The organism is Parafrankia sp. EAN1pec (assembly GCF_000018005.1).
GTDB classification, from domain to species: Bacteria; Actinomycetota; Actinomycetes; order Frankiales; family Frankiaceae; genus Parafrankia; species Parafrankia soli.
This window is the reverse complement of sequence record NC_009921.1, coordinates 398901-413778: the sequence shown is the minus strand read 5'-3', so window position 1 is coordinate 413778 and position 14878 is coordinate 398901. Positions and strand designations below refer to the sequence as shown.

Below are 14878 nucleotides of genomic sequence, written 5' to 3'. Positions count from 1 at the left end.
ATTCACCATCAGGTCAAGGATCCACCGGCTCGGGCGGAGTCCCGCTACCTCACGGCAGCGGCGGCAGGCCCGCGCACGGCCGCCGCGACCCCGCCGTCCACGAGGACGTCGATGCCGCTGACGAAGCGCGCCTGGTCCGACAGGAGGAAGGCGACCACGTCGGCGACGTCCTCGGACTGCCCGATGCGGCCGACCGGGGTCCGCTCGACGAGCGCCTGCATGGAGCTGTGCTCCGCCGCCTCCTGCTTGCCCTGCGGCGTGTCGATGATCCCCGGGGAGAGGGAGCAGACCCGGCCGCCGAGCGGCCCGACCCGGACGGCCTCCTGCTGGGCGAAGCGCTGCACCCCCCGTTTGGCCCACGAGTAGGCCCAGCCCGAGTCCTCGACCGTGGCGCCGAGCGCGGCGTGGATCCGGTCGAGGAGGTCCGGGGCGAGCGGGTCGTCCAGCGCGGCGTCGGCGGTCGGGTGGGGTTCACCGATCGCCAGGATCGGCGCCATCGAGGCGAAGTAGACCGACGCCGTGCCGGCCGTGGTGAGCGGCCGCAGCGCCTGCGCCAGCTGCGCCGTGGCGACCAGGTCGACGGCGAAGATGCGCCGCCAGTCGGCCATGGTCGGGGAGATCCCGGCCGCGTGGGCGACGGCGCGCAGCGTGCCGAGCTCGGCGACCCGGGCGGCGAGCCGCTCCACGCCGTCGACGTCGGTGATGTCCAGGACGAACGGCTCGACGGTGGCCGAACCGGCCTTGGTGAGCTCGCCGACCACTCCGGCGACGGCGGGGTCGCGGTCCACCAGGAGCAGGACGTCCACCAGGTCGACGAGCCGGTGGGCGCAGGCCAGACCCATGCCGCGGCCGGCCCCCGTCACGATGCCCACGGTGCTCACGGCTCGATCACCACCCGCAGCGCGCCGGCCTTGCGGTCGGCGGCGACCCGGAACGCCTCGGCGGCGTCGGCGATCGGGAACCGGTGAGTGATCAGCGTCCGGGTGATCTCGGGGTCCTTGGCGAGCATGGCCGCTGCGTCCTCCATCTCCCGACCGTTCTCGTGGGCGCAGTAGCCCATGGAGGGGATGAGCCGGCCCTCGCGGTGGAACAGCGGGCTCCAGTTGACCCCGACCTTGCTTTCCAGCTGGACCCCCACGCAGACCACCGTGCCACCGGGGGCGACCAGATCGATCGCGCGGTCGAGGCCGCTCGTCGACCCGGCGGCCTCCACGACCACGTCGTAGAGCCCGTCGTGGGCGAGCGTCGCGCCGAGCCGCTCCCCGGCCTCGGCCTGGTGGGGGTGACGCGCGTCGAGGGCGACCTCGGGTGCGCCCTGGTGCCGCGCACCGGCGACGGCGAGCAGACCCAGCGCACCGGCCCCGACGACGGCGACCCGGGTGTTCGGCCCGGTGCCGGCGAGCCGCAGGGCGTGCCAGGAGACCGACGCCGGCTCGACCAGCGGGGCGTCGCGGACGTCGAGGCCGGCCGGGAGCGGGACGAGCCGCTCCGAGGGCACGCGGAACTGCTCGGCTATCCCACCGTCGGCGGTCGCGCCGAGGGCCTGCTTCGTGTGCTGCACGCAGAGGTTGTACCGGCCCTGCCGGCAGAGGTCGCACACCGTGCAGCCCATGATCGCCTCGACGATCGCCGCTGATCCGTCCTCGCGCACGCCCGCCAGCTCGTGCCCGATGATCCGTTGGCTGCCTAATCTGATGTACAGGAGGTCGGAGCTACAGATGCTCGCGGCCGCGATCTTCAAGACCTCGCCGGAGCCGGGCGGCTCCTCGAGGTCGACGACGCTGACGCCGCCGTTACCGGCACGTACGGCTTTCATGGGAGCTCCCTGACGGTGACGATTCGATCCGCCCTTGTCACCCGCATCATCAGAACGCTGTTCTGAACATGCGGAAACAGCTTCTTCATCGCCGGAATCGTACTCTCAGTATCCCGCCGCGGAAACGGTATCGCCGCTTCCCCACCGGCCCCGCTTTCCGGCGCCGGATCTGACCGCGAGACGTCGCCACGCCGTCGATATGGTGGGGATCTTCCCGGACGAAACAGTCGCCCACCCGACGGCGGCGGCCGCGGGACAAGGGGCGCACGTGCGGCTACTCTCGGTGGGGGCACTGACCATTGCGGCGGTCTGCGGGCTCGCCGCGTGCGGGGGCGCGTCGGGCGACGCCAGCTCGGCCGGCGGCCGGGGCTCCGGCGGCGAGGTCCGCGCCGTCGACGGGCCGGTCGACATGGGCTCCCTCAACGAGGTCTGTGCCGGCAACGTGGCCCTCACCTCCGCTCCGCCCTACACCGGGCCAACACCGCATCCGGTGGCGTTGTTCAGCCAGCAGCAGGGAAACGACCCCACCGGGTCGACGTTCCCCGTCCGGCTGCTCCAGGACATGGGCCAGCCCGAGCGCGACGCCTTCCTGGCACCGCCGGCGCAGGCCCAGCTCGTCGCGTGCGCCGAGCGGGACGCCCGCGAACCCACCGATGTCATCTGCCATTTCGACATCGGCAGCCAGGAGCAGGTGCCGTTCTTCCGCACCTCGTACCGGATCACGGTGCGCGCGGCGCGCACGGGGCAGGTCGTCGCCACCGTCCCGGTCAACCCGGCCGCCGCGGGGTGCCCGACCTCGGTGAAGGTCGCCTGGAGCGGCGCGGAGGTGTTCAGCGCCCCGACCGACCGTCAGATCGTCACCGCGCTGACGCCCTTCGTCTCCTGGGACGGAACCGGGACACCGCCGGCGTCCACGGGCCCGGAGGACGCCCCGGCCGCGGGCGGGGCCCCGGTCATCGCGGGCTCCGTCCAGATGACGACCGGGCCGGGGGTGGACCCCGCCAGCCCCGCGGTCCGCGTCCATCTCACCTTCTGGGACGCCTTCGCCCGGGCCCAGGAAGGCGACCGCGCCGCCCTCGGCACGCTGCTGGACCAGGTCGACGGATCCTTCTTCGGCATGCTGACGACCCTCCTGGACCAGAACCGCGCCATCCCGGGACGATCCGTCCGCGGGCCGCTGCGGCTCCTGGTCACCGGGGTCTCGGCCGGGCCGGAGGGCGGGGCGGTCGCCGTGGACAGCTGTCTGGACGAGACCGGGCGGGAGACCCTGGAGCAGTCGCTGCCCACCGGGCAGATCGGCATCGCGTCCCGGATCCGGGTGAACCTTGCCCGCGACTCCACCGGCGAGTACCGGGTCACGGGCTTCGCCGATGCGCCACCGGCCCCATGCCCATCCCCCGCCGGGCGGATCAGCTAGCCCGAGGGCGGAAACGGGTTCAGGAGGCAGAGAGGGTGACCTCGGTCGCGGGCCCGGCGAGATTGTGGTGGATGACCAGGGTGGCCGTCGCATCGGAGCCGCCCTGCGGCGTGTACTCGGGGGTGACGACGCACCGGGCGCCTGTCGGCAGGGACGCGCCCTCGCAGTCGCTCGTGTAGCTGAACGCGGCGGCGCCTGAACCCACGATCTCGACGGACGTGACGGCCAGCGGGTCGTCGCCGGTGCTCTCGACCGTCACCGGCTGGCAGGCGGAGCTGGTGCAGAACACCGTCTCCGGCGTCACGGCGATGCCGGGCTCCGGGCCGGGCGGCGTCGTCCCGGCGCTCCCCTCCAGGTTCACCTCGTTGGCGGGACCGCTGAGATTCTGGTGGATGACCAGCGTCGCGGCGGCCGCCTCGCCGCTGTCCAGCGGCACGTAGCCGACGCTGAGAGTGCACTGCCCGCCGGGAGGCAGCTCGGCCTCGCAGCCCGCGTCCACGGAGAACGCGTCGGCGTCAGGACCGATGATCTCGGTCGAGGTGACCCGCAGCGTGCCGGTGCCGGTGCTCTCCACGGTCACGGTCCCGGCGCACCCCGAGTCATCGCAACTCAGCGTCTCCGGTGTCACCTCGATGCCCGGCTCACCCGACCCGCCGCTCGGCCCTCCGCTCGGCCCGCCGTCGTCCGGTGTGGCCGAGGGGTCCGTGTCCTCGGGAACCTCCGGCAGTACCTCGACCTGCTCGGACTCGAAACGGTCACCGGAGTCGTCGTCTGTCGCTTCGGCGACCACCCCGGTCGCCGGGCCGGTCACCTCCAACAGCGCGACGTTCTCCTCGGCCTGCGGGACGAGTCGGTTCGCGCCGTCCACGGAGAAGTGCAGGTTCACCGCGGCCAGTAGCGTGAACCAAGCATCCTTCAGCTCACCGGCGACCTTGTGACGAAGGATCATCAGGGTTCGGTCCGATGGGACGTCCCGCGGCAATGCAACCGATTCGCTGATCGTGAAGGTGCCGATCGGGGTCACCAGGTCACGACTCGCGCTGACGTCGATGTTGCCGTTCTCGTCGATGGCGAACACGATGGGTGCGAACGGTGGCTTGTATTCGGCCTGGCAGGCACTGGCGCCGACTAGAACAACGACCGCCAGCAGAAATCCCGCGGCGCGGCGCCGACCGGCCCGGGCCACCGCCGTGAACCCGGTACGATCCTTCCGCCGCCGCCTCCTCGGCTTCGCCGCCACCGCACGGGTCCCGCCTTCCTTCGGTACGCCCGGCCTGAGATCGATGCTCACCTGAGACGTCACTGGAAGGCCCCCCGGCTGTGAGTGAACGGGCGTTCATGGCACGCGGAACCACGCTGGCCCGATGGGCCAGCGCACCCCCCCGTGGCGCGCTGGCCCGGGTTCACCGGACCGGCCGCGGCGGATGTGGCCGGCGATCCGGCTGACCGGCGCGGGCGCCGTTTTCCCACGGGGCGCTGTTTCCCCCGAAGGATGATCGGTCACGAAGATGAGCCTGATCTTTCCGGCAGCGGCCAACATCAGGGGTAGCCCTGAAACCGGGACCGGCTTCGAGTGGCATCCTCGGACAAATGTCCGCCACGGCGCTTCTCACGGATAACCACGCGGATTTCTGTGCCCTGGCAAGCGTCATCCTGACGGCCGGCGGCTACCGGGTCGTCGGTGACGCCGGACAGGATAGGCCGGACTGGCCGCGGCGGTCGCCGTCAACCCGGACATCGTGCTGCTCGTCCTGCAGCTTCCCGACCTCGACGGCCAGTCGGTAGCCGAGCCGGATCGCGTCGTCGGCGCGCCCTGAACACGTCGGTCAGTGATGTGCTCGCAGATAGGTGAGCACCGCGAGAACCCGCCGGTGATCGTCCGGTTCGGGTGCCAGGCCGAGCCGGGTGAAAATGCTGCGCACATGGGATTCGACCGTCTTCGGAGTGAGGACCAGCTGCGCACCGATCGCCTGGTTGGAACGGCCCTCGGCCATCAGCGCGAGCACCTCCCGTTCGCGGGCGGTCAGGGTGTGCAGGGGATCACGCCGCGACCGGGCGGCGATCATCAGGTCGACGACCTCGGGGTCGAGAACGCAGCCTCCCGCCGCGACCCGGGTAACGGCCTCGACGAACGCCTCGATGCCGGTCACGCGCTCTTTGAGTAGATAGCCCACGCCCCGGGCGTTCGCGCCGAAAAGCACCGGAAGGTAATGCGACTCCAGGTAGTGCGAGAGCAGCAGCACCCCGAGGTCCGGATGCCGGGCGCGCAGCTCCACCGCGCTCTCCAGGCCTTCCAGCCGGCCGGTGGGAGGCATGCGGATGTCGATGACCGCGATGTCGGGGCGTAGCGCCGAGACCGCGTTACGCAGCCCGTCGGCGTCGCTCACCTGCCCCACGACCTGGAAGTCGTGCTGCTCCAGCAGCCAGGCTATGGCCTGACGGAACAGCGGCGCGTCGTCCGCCAGGACGACCCGGGTCGGCGTCACACGCATGGGAGCACAGCCCGTACGGACGTCCCACCGCCGGCACGGTCGCCCACCGTCAGCCCGCCAACGACCGCGGCGACCCGGACGACCACGCCGAAGGCCACAGCACCGAGCACCACAGCCGCCCGTACTCGGTATGGACGAGCCGGCTTGTCCCCCCTTGGCACTGCCCCAGCATCCCAGGCACGCCACGAAACGTCACAGACCTGACACAAGGAGATCGCACGTCTTACCGGACCCGCCGCGGGCCCAATCAAGTCGGCACGCCCCGCCGGCCACGTCTCTATGTACGGTTCCGAGCAACCGCGACGGTTCGAGCCGTCCGAAATCCCCGGCTGTCTCCGGCGACCTCGGGAAGATTCCCGATGAGTTGAATCTTCTCAGTCCGGTGGGCGGAGGGCCGGCGGCTCAGATGGTCACCCAGAACGGCGAAGAGGCCACTTTCAATGATCGAAAGTGGCCTCTAGCTGGTCGGGGTGGCGGGATTCGAACCCACGACCTCTTCGTCCCGAACGAAGCGCGCTACCAAGCTGCGCCACACCCCGTGACCGTGGCTCAGTGTACTAGACGCAAGGATCCGAGTGGCGTGCCGGGGTACCCCGGTTTTCGGAACGGTCCACCGGGCCGGCACCGGCGCTCCGCCGGCTCGCCCCGCCCTCGGGACCGCCGGCCTGCCCTCCGGGGACGGGCACGGATCAGCGACGTTCGGTGAGCGTGAGCAGCGTTGCCTCCGGGCGGCAGTTGAAGCGGAACGGGGCGAACGGTGAGGTACCGAGCCCGGCGGACACGTGCAGCCAGGAGTGCCGCCCGCCCGCCGCGTGCCGCGACAGGCCCCAGGCCCGCTCCCGGTCGATGCCGCAGTTGGTGACCAGCGCGCCGTAGCCGGGCAGCCGGATCTGTCCGCCGTGGGTGTGGCCGGAGAGGATGAGGTCGACCCCGTCCGCCGTGAAGGCGTCCAGCACCCTGGGCTCGGGGGTGTGTGACAGGCCGAGCCCCAGCGCCGTGCCCGGCTCGGGCGGGCCGGAGACCAGGGCGAGCCGGTCGCGGCGCAGGCGGGCGTCGTCGACCCCACGCAGGTCGAGGGTGCGGCCCCCGATGTCGATCGTGCCCCGGATGTTGGTCAGCTCACGCCAGCCGCTGGCCGTGGCGAGCGCGCGGGCGAAACCCGCCCAGTCGAGCGCCGGGCCCTTCGGCCCGGGCGTGTTCGTGCGTCCGAGATAGCGGTGTGGGCTGCGCAACGTCGGTGCGTGGTAGTCGTTGTTGCCCGGCACGAACAGGCCGGGGAATGTGAAGAGCGGGTCGAGCGCGGCGAGCAGCGGGGCCTGGGCCCGGGGGTGCGAGAGCACATCGCCGGTGAGCACGACGAGGTCGGGGACCAGCCGGGCCAGATCCGACAGCCAGGCGAACTTGCCGTGCTGGTTCGGGGTGACATGCAGGTCCGAGATGTGCAGCAGGCGCAGAGAGGTACTTCCCGGTGAGAGAACCGCCACCTCGCGCCGGCGCAGGGTGTAGGCGGTCCGCTCGTAGACGCCCGCGTAGAGCGCGGTGCCGAGACCCGCGGCCGCGAGCCCCGACACCGCGCGGACAGTTCCCCGGCTCGGTCGCATCGGTCGCATCGCTCCAGTCTCGCCCAGCCGCACGACGGCCCGGCTGCCCGGTGCCACGCCCGCGGACGTGTCCGACCACCCCGGCGGACAGGTCCCGCCACCCCGGCGGACGTCCCCGGTCGCGTCGGCGCCGTCCGACCAACGGCCGCACCGGCGCGAACCGGACCAGCGGCTGAACCTGAGCGGAAACCGCGTGGCCGCCGGTGCGGGTGGGCCGTAGGCTCGGCGACCATGAGCACACTCAAGGAGCGGCTGCGCGAGGATCTCACTGTCGCCATGCGAGCACGTGACGACCTGCGCCTGTCGACGCTGCGCCTTGCCCTCGCCGCGGTGAAGGACGCGGAGGTCGCCGGCACCGCCGCCCGGGAGCTCGACGACGCCGAGGTCGAGAAGATCCTGGCCCGGGAGGTCCGCAAGCGCCGGGAGGCCGCGGAGGCGTTCGCCGCCGCCGGGCGGCCCGAGCAGTCCAGCCGCGAGAACGCCGAGGGTGACGTTCTCGCCGACTACCTGCCCAGCCAGCTCGGCGAGGACGAGCTGCGAGCGATCATCGACGAGGTGATGGCCGAGCTCGGGCTCACCGGCATGAAGGCGATGGGCCAGGTGATGAAGGCCGCGCAGGCGCGCATCGCCGGCCGGGCGGACGGGAAGCGGGTGTCCGAGCTCGTCCGCGCGCGGCTGAGCGAGTCCTGACAACCGGATCCCGCCGCGCCGCGCTGGCCTTCAGTTCCGGAGCTGGTTGCGCAGGTCCGGCAGCCCCGGGATGCCTGCGCGGCCGTCCCCCGCCGGTGGGGCGGCGGGCTGGCCGGGGCGTGCGCCGGCGCCGTTCGGCAGCAGCACCGCGCCGGTGAGGCCGCCGGACACCTGGAGCACCACCTCGGTATCCATGGAGATCTCCTCCCCGGGCCCGGGAGCCATGCCGACGACGATCCCGGGCGGGGCCACGTGCGGCACGGTCTCCGAGCGGACCCGGAATCCCAGCGAGCGCAGAGCGTACTCGGCCGCCTGCTGGCTCTGCCCGCGGACGTCCGGCAGGGCCTTCTTGGGCACCTGCGGCTGGGTGTTGTCCGGCGCCGGCAGTGGCATGACGGGCAGCGCCAAGCCGTCGATCGTGCGCGTCATCGTCCGGGCCCAGATCTGGGCCGGGAATCCGCCGCCGAACACCACACGGCTGGTGAGCACGTTGCGAAGCTGATGAGTCGTCGGGCCGCGCGGGTCGGCGAGGGTGACCGCGGTGGCCAGCTGCGGGATGAAACCGGCGAAGGACGCCGTGCTGAATGCCTCGGCCGTTCCGGTCTTGCCCGCCGCCGGACGTCCGATCTGCGCGTTCCCGGACGCGGTCCCGTGGTTGATGACGCCCTGGAGAACCGAGGCGACGGTGTCGGCGATCCCGGGGGCGAGGACCTGTTCGCACGGCTTTCCGGTGTTGAAGGCCAGCGGACGGTCAGCCGTCCCGACGCGCTGTGTGATCGAGAGCACTGTGCGGGGATAGCAGCGGTTTCCGCGGGCGGCGAGCGTCGCGTAGGCGGTGGCGAGGTCCAGCGTGCTGATCTCGTTCGAGCCGAGGATCGCCGAGCCGTCGACCGGACCGATCCCCTCCACACCCTTGCACTCGGGGTCGTTCTCTTCATTCGGCCGGATCCGGCAGGAGGAGACGCCTAGCCGGCGGGCCATCTCGGCGGTCTTCATGACGCCGAGGCGCTCGGCGAGCTGGATGTAGTAGGTGTTGACCGAGTTCCAGGTCGCCGTGGTGAGGGAGTAGAAGCCGTCCTCGCTCGGGTCGGCGTTGCTGTAGCAGTTCTTCCCGCCCGGATCCGGGTTGGGGAAGCGGTCCGAGTGATAGCACAGCGGCGAGTGGAAGGTGGTCGACAGCGGGATGTTGTTCTCCAGCGCTGCGGCCAGGGTGAAGACCTTGAACGTGGAGCCGGGCGAGAACGAGTCGGGGTCGACCGGGTAGATCTCCTTGGTGTGGACGAAGTCGGCGGTCAGCGCCGGCGGCTGGTTGTCGTCCGGCGTGCCGTAATCCCGGTTCACGGCGAGCGCCAGCACGTTGCCGGTGCCCGGCTGCACCATCGCGACGCCGGCGGCGACCCGGTTCCCGGTGGGGATCACCTCGCGTGCGGATGTCTGCGCCGCGCCCTGCGCGACCGGGTCGAGCGTGGTCCGGATGGTGAGCCCGCCCTCGAACAGCAGCCGGCGGGCGTCCTCGGGGGTGGCGGCGAACGTCCGGTCGGCCAGCAGCACCTGGCGGACGTAGGAGCAGAAGAAGGGGGCGGAAGAGTCCTGGCAGGCGTCCGGTGACCGCGCCGGGCGGTCGAGGACGAGTTCCTCGGCCCGGCCCGCCTTCCACGCGGCGGCGTCGAGGTGGCCGAGCTCGTGCATCCGGTCGAGGACGATGTTGCGGCGTTCCCTGGCGGCCTGCGGGTGAAGCGCCGGGTTGTACGCGGTGGGGTTCTTCACCAGGCCGGCCAGCATCGCCGACTGGGTGACGCCGAGCTGGCTGACGTCGATGTTGAAGTAGTGCCGGGCGGCCGCCTGGACGCCGTACGCGCCGTCGCCGAAATAGGCGATGTTGAGGTACCGCTCGAGGATCTCGTCCTTGGTGAGGTGTTCTTCCAGATACAGCGCGTAACGGGCTTCGCGGAGCTTGCGGTCGACCGTCTGCTCGGTCGCGGCCGCCTTTTCCTCCGGTGTCCGGGCGGAGGCCAGCAGGACGTTCTTCACGTACTGCTGGGTGAGGGTCGATCCGCCCTGGGTGACCCCGCCGGACTCCTGGTTGGCGAGGTACGCGCGGATCATTCCGCGGTAGTCGACACCGGTGTGCTCGTAGAAGCGCGCGTCCTCGATGTCGATCATCGCCTGGCGCATCTGCGGCGGGACCTTGTCCAGGGCGACGATCTCGCGGTCCTGCTCGCCGCGCAGCACCGCGATCTGGTTTCCGGCGGCGTCCAGGATGCGTGAGGGCTGGGCCAGCGGGGGGACGGTCAGATTCGCGGGGAGAGAAAGGAAATGGTCCGCGCCGCCCTTGGCGGTCACGCCGGCCAGGCCGACGACGGGCAGCGCGAGCATGCCGACCAGAACGCCCGCCGCCACGCTGGTGGTGAGGATGCCGAGCAGCCGTTTCGGTGTGACTCGGCGGCGGCGCGCCGAGTCGGGCCCGATATGCCGTGAGGCGAGGCCGGAGGCCGGCGCGGACAGGCCTGATTGCCACGTGGACCGCGCGTCGGCCGCGCCGCGGAGTCTCGACCGGATCACGCCTGGACCCACCGTGGCACCGGGAACGCTCCGAACACGGGGTACACGGGGTACACGGGGAACACGGGGAACGGCTGGGTGCACGGAACGCCCCGGGGCTCGGTCCCGGCTTCGGCGACCGGCGCTTCACCGGTGTTTCGGCCTGGTATGAACACTGAGCCCGGGACCCCCTGCTCGAGTCCTCCGCTGCCGTCGACGATGCCCGCCTTCGTCAGGTGCCCGCACCGGCCGCGGCCGAGGCGCTGATCCAGTACTGCGCTGACCCAAACACCGTGCCCGCCCGGGGCCCGCCAGTCCAGGACTGTGGTCCCGCACACTGCCCGCCCGGGACCACACGGGCACGCACGGCAAGGCGTCCGAACGGCTACCTCATCGAACTAAGACTACGACGCCACAGCAAGGTCACGGTTGCGTCACCGAAGTGACACACGGGCGTCACAGATCGCACTACTGCGGCGATCGGGATCAATGGCCCGGACTAGTCATTTGGACAACCACCCGTGTGGGGTCTGTGCCGTGGCCACGCCACTCCGTACGGTTTCGGTTCAACGCCACGTCACCACCCGCACGGGCCCCCTGACCCGGACTCGAGAAGAAAGGCAGGTGGCATGACCAGAAGCCTGACCCCACCCGTCAGCCTGTCACGCCGTACCAGTACGACCGGGCTCGTCGGCTCCACCACCGACGGCGACTGGACGGCCCACGCCGCCTGTCGCGACCTCGACCCGGATGAGCTCTTCGTCCAGGGAGCGGCCCAGAACCGGGTGAAGACCAGGTGCTTCGGGTGCGTCGTGCGCACCGAGTGCCTGGCGGACGCCCTCGACAACCATGTCGAGTTCGGCGTCTGGGGAGGAATGACCGAGCGGGAGCGCCGCGCGCTGCTCCGCCGCCGTCCGGACGTCACGTCCTGGCGGAAGCTGCTCGCGGACGCCCAGGCGGATCACCGCTCCGCGTCCGCCGGCTAGCCCGGCCTCGAGCCCTCATCCGGAGGTGTCCGACGACAGCGGGGTCGAGCGGACACCACCACCCCGAACGTGACACCAGCAGTACACAGTTGTTTCCATCCGAGTCGCGTATAGCCCGGATGGGCGGTGAAGTCTCCACCAGTGGCGCTGGTCCCCCGCAACATCCCGGGCAACACGTTCCTGTGTATGGCCCGGACGGGCGGAGGCCCTCCTTGGACCCGGGTTCACATCGCACCGGCGCGATTCCCGGGGCCGTCATCTCAGTGCGTCAAGCCAGTTCAGTGCGTTGAGTCAGTGCATCGAGCGAGTGCATCGAGTTCCGTACGCGGTCCCCGACGGGTCCCGCGGAACGACCCTTCGTGCCTACGGCAGGACCCCGCCAGGTGCCTACGCCAGCCACCTCCACGTCGGCCTCCCCCAGAACACGCGCCGCGCGCTCCCACCCGCCGTTCCCCGGCCGGTCAGCCGGCCGCCGCGGCCCGTTCGTCCCCGGCGAGCGCGCGACCGATCTCCCGCAGCCCGGCCAGGTCGTGGACGTCCTCGGACAACGCCTCGACCTCGACGAGTGCCGTGTCCGGATGGGCACTGGTGAACCGTTCACGCAACCGGACCTCACGTTCGGCGAGCCGCGCCCGGTCGGCGTGGATACGCAGCACAGCCGCGGCCAGCGGATGCTCGCCGTGGTCGGTGAGATTCTCAGCGGCGGCCAGCCCCCGCTCGACGGTCAGCGCGGAGGCGGCGCAGAAGTGCATCTTGTTGACGATCAGTCCCGCGAGCGGCATGCCGTCCGCGTCGAGCCGGTCCACGAAGTAGGACGCCTCCCGCAGCGCGGCCGCCTCGGGCGCCGCGACCACCACGAAAGAGGTGCCGGGCGCCGCGAGCAGGCGGAACGTCTCGTCGGCGCGGGCCCGGAAACCGCCGAACATCGTCTCCAGCGCGGCCACGAACTGGCTCACGTCGGCCAGCAGCTGCGCGCCGAGCACCTTCGTGATGACCCGGGTGAACATGCCCAGGCTGGCTCCGATGACCTTCGCGTACGCCCGGCCACCGGCCTTCGCGGGCGCCAGCAGCAGGCGCAGCAGGCGCCCGTCGAGAAAGTCGCCGAGCCGGTTCGGCGCGTCCAGGAAGTCCAGCGCCGAACGGGTCGGCGGGGTGTCGACGACGATCAGGTCCCAGGAGCCGCTGGCGTCGAGCTGCCCCAGCTTCTCCATCGCCATGTACTCCTGCGTACCGGCGAAGGACGACGACAGCGACTGGTAGAACGGGTTCGCCAGCAGCGCCTCGGCCCGTTCGGGCGTGCTGTGGTCGAGGACGATCTCGTCGAACGTCCGCTTCATGTCGAGCATCATCGCGTCGAGATGGCCACCGGCGGCCGGGTCGACCCCCGCGACCTCGCGGGGGTTGTTGTCGAGCGCGGTCAGGCCGAGCGACTGCGCGAGGCGCCTGGCCGGGTCGATCGTCAGTACCACCACGCGCCGGCCACGCTCGGCGGCGCGCAGCGCGAGCGCGGCGGCGGTCGTGGTCTTGCCGACCCCGCCCGACCCGCAGCACACGATGATCCGCTCGGTGTCGAGCATGGCGTCGACGTCCAACCGCGGGACCCCGAGCGGATGCGGACGCGGCCGCGGCCGGCTCGGCGCCGTCCGCTGACCCCGTCCCGTGGCCCTACGGGCCCCGGTCGCCTTCCGCGGCGATCCGGGCGTCGCCTTCGCCCGCCCCGTGGTGGTCTTCTTCCCCGCAGCGCGTGATCCCGTAGCGCGTGACCCCGCGGCGCGGGTCGGCTTCCCGGCCGTCGCGCCGGAACCACTCTCACCGGCGCCATCGCCGCCACCGGACGGCGGCCCGCCACCGGCCCGCCCGCGGCCGCCCGTGGAGCCACCGGCCGTGCCCATGCCGGTGGTCGGGTCCATGCCGGTGGTCGGGTCCATGCCGGTAGTCGGGTCAGCCGGGTTCTCGCCCGCGGGGGTCATGCCACCATCCGCTGGGCTCGGAGCATCTCGGCGAACCGGTAGAGCGAACCGAGATCCACGCCGTCCGCCAGCAGCGGCACCTCGTAGACCGGACGTCCCAGCGCGGCGATCTCGGCACGTTGCGCCGTCTCCAGCGCGACCCGCTCGGCGTGCTGCGCGGCCTCCCAGGCCAGGTTCGAGATCAGTTCCTCGGTCGGCTCGATGCCGGTCTCCTTGATGCCGGTGGCCAGTTCCTCGCGGTCGAGCTGGCCACGCCGGGCCAGGTCGAGATCGCCGGGGGCGAGCAGCGGGCTGCGCACCATGTTCACCACTACCGCGCCGACCGGCAGGCCCACCTCGCGCAGCTCCCGGATGCCGTCCACCGTCTCCTGGACCGGCATCTCCTCGAGCAGGGTGACCAGGTGGACCGCCGCCCGGTCGGGCGCCAGCACCGCCATCACGCTGTCCGCCTGTGCCCTGATCGGGCCCATCCGCGCCAGCCCCGCGACCTCCGCGGTGACGTTCAGAAAACGGGCGATCCGGCCGGTGGGGGGCGCGTCGAGCACGACCGCGTCGTAGGCGAGCCCACTCGGACGGGTGCCGTCCGGCCGGTTGACGGCCTCCTTCACCTTGCCGGTGAGGAGCACGTCACGGACACCGGGGGCGACCGTGGTGGCGAAGTCGACGGCGCCGATGCGGCCGAGCGCCCGCCCCGCGCGGCGCAGGTTGTAGAACATCTCGAGGTACTCCAGCAACGCCTCGTCCGCGTCGATGGCCAGCGCGAAGACCTCGCCGCCGCCGGGCGCGCTCGCCACCTTGCGCTCACGGTAGGGCAGCGGCGGGGTATCGAAGAGCTGGGCGATCTGCTGGCGCCCCTCGACCTCGGTCAGCAGCACCCGGCGCCCCCCGGTGGCCAGCGCGACGGCCAGCGCGCCGGCGATCGTGGTCTTTCCCGTGCCGCCCTTGCCGGTGACGATGTGCAACCGACAGTCCCAGGGGCCGGCGGTCGCCGCTGGCGCGTTGTCGTCACCGGTCACGTGCTCGACCGTACCCGTGGGCCGCCGATCCGGACTGCCACGCCCCGGACCCTCGTCACGGCGGCCACACCGCCTACCCAACCGGGTGGCGGTCCGCGGATGCTCTAGGGTCCATCGTCATGCAGACCAAGTGGGAGTACATGACTGCCCCGCTCCTGATCCACGCCACCAAGCAGATCCTCGACAACTTCGGTGCCGACGGCTGGGAGCTCGTCCAGGTCGTCCCCGGGCCCAACCCGGAGAGCCTGGTGGCGTACTTCAAGCGGCCGAAGTCCCAGTAGGGACGTCCACCCGCGACGGGACGGTCGTCCCCGCCCCGTCCCCTGTTCCCTGACGTGCCCTCCTCGAC

At 71.7% G+C, this 14878-nt stretch carries 12 protein-coding genes and 1 tRNA gene; 4 read left to right on the top strand and 9 right to left on the bottom strand.

Annotated features, from left to right (window positions below; all coding sequences use genetic code 11):
• Positions 1-44: 44 nt before the first annotated feature.
• Positions 45-881: an SDR family oxidoreductase gene (locus FRANEAN1_RS01695; RefSeq protein WP_012157787.1), complete on the bottom strand. Its 837-nt coding sequence runs from the start codon at positions 879-881 to the stop codon at positions 45-47.
• Positions 878-1816 carry an alcohol dehydrogenase catalytic domain-containing protein gene (locus tag FRANEAN1_RS01690; protein WP_012157786.1) on the bottom strand — a complete coding sequence of 313 codons (939 nt, stop codon included), beginning with the start codon at positions 1814-1816 and terminating at the stop codon, positions 878-880. Before FRANEAN1_RS01690 ends, FRANEAN1_RS01695 begins: the two co-directional genes overlap by 4 nt.
• A gap of 268 nt (positions 1817-2084) precedes the next feature.
• Between FRANEAN1_RS01690 and FRANEAN1_RS01685 the strand changes: the two genes are divergently transcribed.
• A complete protein-coding gene (locus FRANEAN1_RS01685; RefSeq protein WP_012157785.1) occupies positions 2085-3233 on the top strand; it encodes a hypothetical protein in 1149 nt (382 codons plus the stop codon).
• A gap of 19 nt (positions 3234-3252) precedes the next feature.
• Here the strand turns inward: FRANEAN1_RS01685 and FRANEAN1_RS01680 are convergent, their stop codons facing one another.
• The 4 genes from FRANEAN1_RS01680 to FRANEAN1_RS01665 form a co-directional block, all read right to left on the bottom strand.
• Positions 3253-4524 (bottom strand): choice-of-anchor D domain-containing protein, encoded by a 1272-nt coding sequence (locus FRANEAN1_RS01680; RefSeq protein ID WP_347176942.1) that lies wholly within the window; start codon positions 4522-4524, stop codon positions 3253-3255.
• Between the two features lie 535 nt (positions 4525-5059).
• Positions 5060-5725 (bottom strand): response regulator transcription factor, encoded by a 666-nt coding sequence (locus tag FRANEAN1_RS01675; RefSeq protein WP_012157783.1) that lies wholly within the window; start codon positions 5723-5725, stop codon positions 5060-5062.
• A 462-nt stretch (positions 5726-6187) separates the two neighbouring features.
• A tRNA-Pro gene (locus tag FRANEAN1_RS01670) sits at positions 6188-6264 on the bottom strand.
• 150 nt (positions 6265-6414) lie between these two features.
• Positions 6415-7326 carry a metallophosphoesterase gene (locus FRANEAN1_RS01665; protein WP_012157782.1) on the bottom strand — a complete coding sequence of 304 codons (912 nt, stop codon included), beginning with the start codon at positions 7324-7326 and terminating at the stop codon, positions 6415-6417.
• A 231-nt stretch (positions 7327-7557) separates the two neighbouring features.
• Between FRANEAN1_RS01665 and FRANEAN1_RS01660 the strand changes: the two genes are divergently transcribed.
• On the top strand, positions 7558-8016 hold the full coding sequence (locus tag FRANEAN1_RS01660) for a GatB/YqeY domain-containing protein (protein ID WP_012157781.1): 459 nt from the start codon (positions 7558-7560) through the stop codon (positions 8014-8016).
• Positions 8017-8046: 30 nt separating this feature from the next.
• On the opposite strand, the gene FRANEAN1_RS01655 is transcribed toward FRANEAN1_RS01660, so the two are convergent.
• Entirely contained in the window at positions 8047-10392 is a 2346-nt protein-coding gene (locus FRANEAN1_RS01655; protein WP_049795870.1) for a penicillin-binding protein, read from the bottom strand.
• 794 nt (positions 10393-11186) lie between these two features.
• Here FRANEAN1_RS01655 and FRANEAN1_RS01650 point away from each other — a divergent pair.
• Positions 11187-11543 (top strand): WhiB family transcriptional regulator, encoded by a 357-nt coding sequence (locus tag FRANEAN1_RS01650; RefSeq protein ID WP_012157779.1) that lies wholly within the window; start codon positions 11187-11189, stop codon positions 11541-11543.
• Positions 11544-12004: 461 nt separating this feature from the next.
• Here FRANEAN1_RS01650 and FRANEAN1_RS01645 read toward each other — a convergent pair whose 3' ends face one another.
• The gene (locus tag FRANEAN1_RS01645; RefSeq protein WP_347176941.1) at positions 12005-13513 is read right to left on the bottom strand and encodes an ArsA-related P-loop ATPase; all 1509 of its coding nucleotides are present in this window, start codon (positions 13511-13513) and stop codon (positions 12005-12007) included.
• On the bottom strand, positions 13510-14529 hold the full coding sequence (locus tag FRANEAN1_RS01640; protein ID WP_012157777.1) for an ArsA-related P-loop ATPase: 1020 nt from the start codon (positions 14527-14529) through the stop codon (positions 13510-13512). Before FRANEAN1_RS01640 ends, FRANEAN1_RS01645 begins: the two co-directional genes overlap by 4 nt.
• 119 nt (positions 14530-14648) lie before the next feature.
• Here FRANEAN1_RS01640 and FRANEAN1_RS41955 point away from each other — a divergent pair, with 119 nt between their 5' ends.
• On the top strand, positions 14649-14810 hold the full coding sequence (locus FRANEAN1_RS41955) for a DUF4177 domain-containing protein (RefSeq protein WP_012157776.1): 162 nt from the start codon (positions 14649-14651) through the stop codon (positions 14808-14810).
• The last annotated feature ends 68 nt before the right edge of the window (positions 14811-14878 follow it).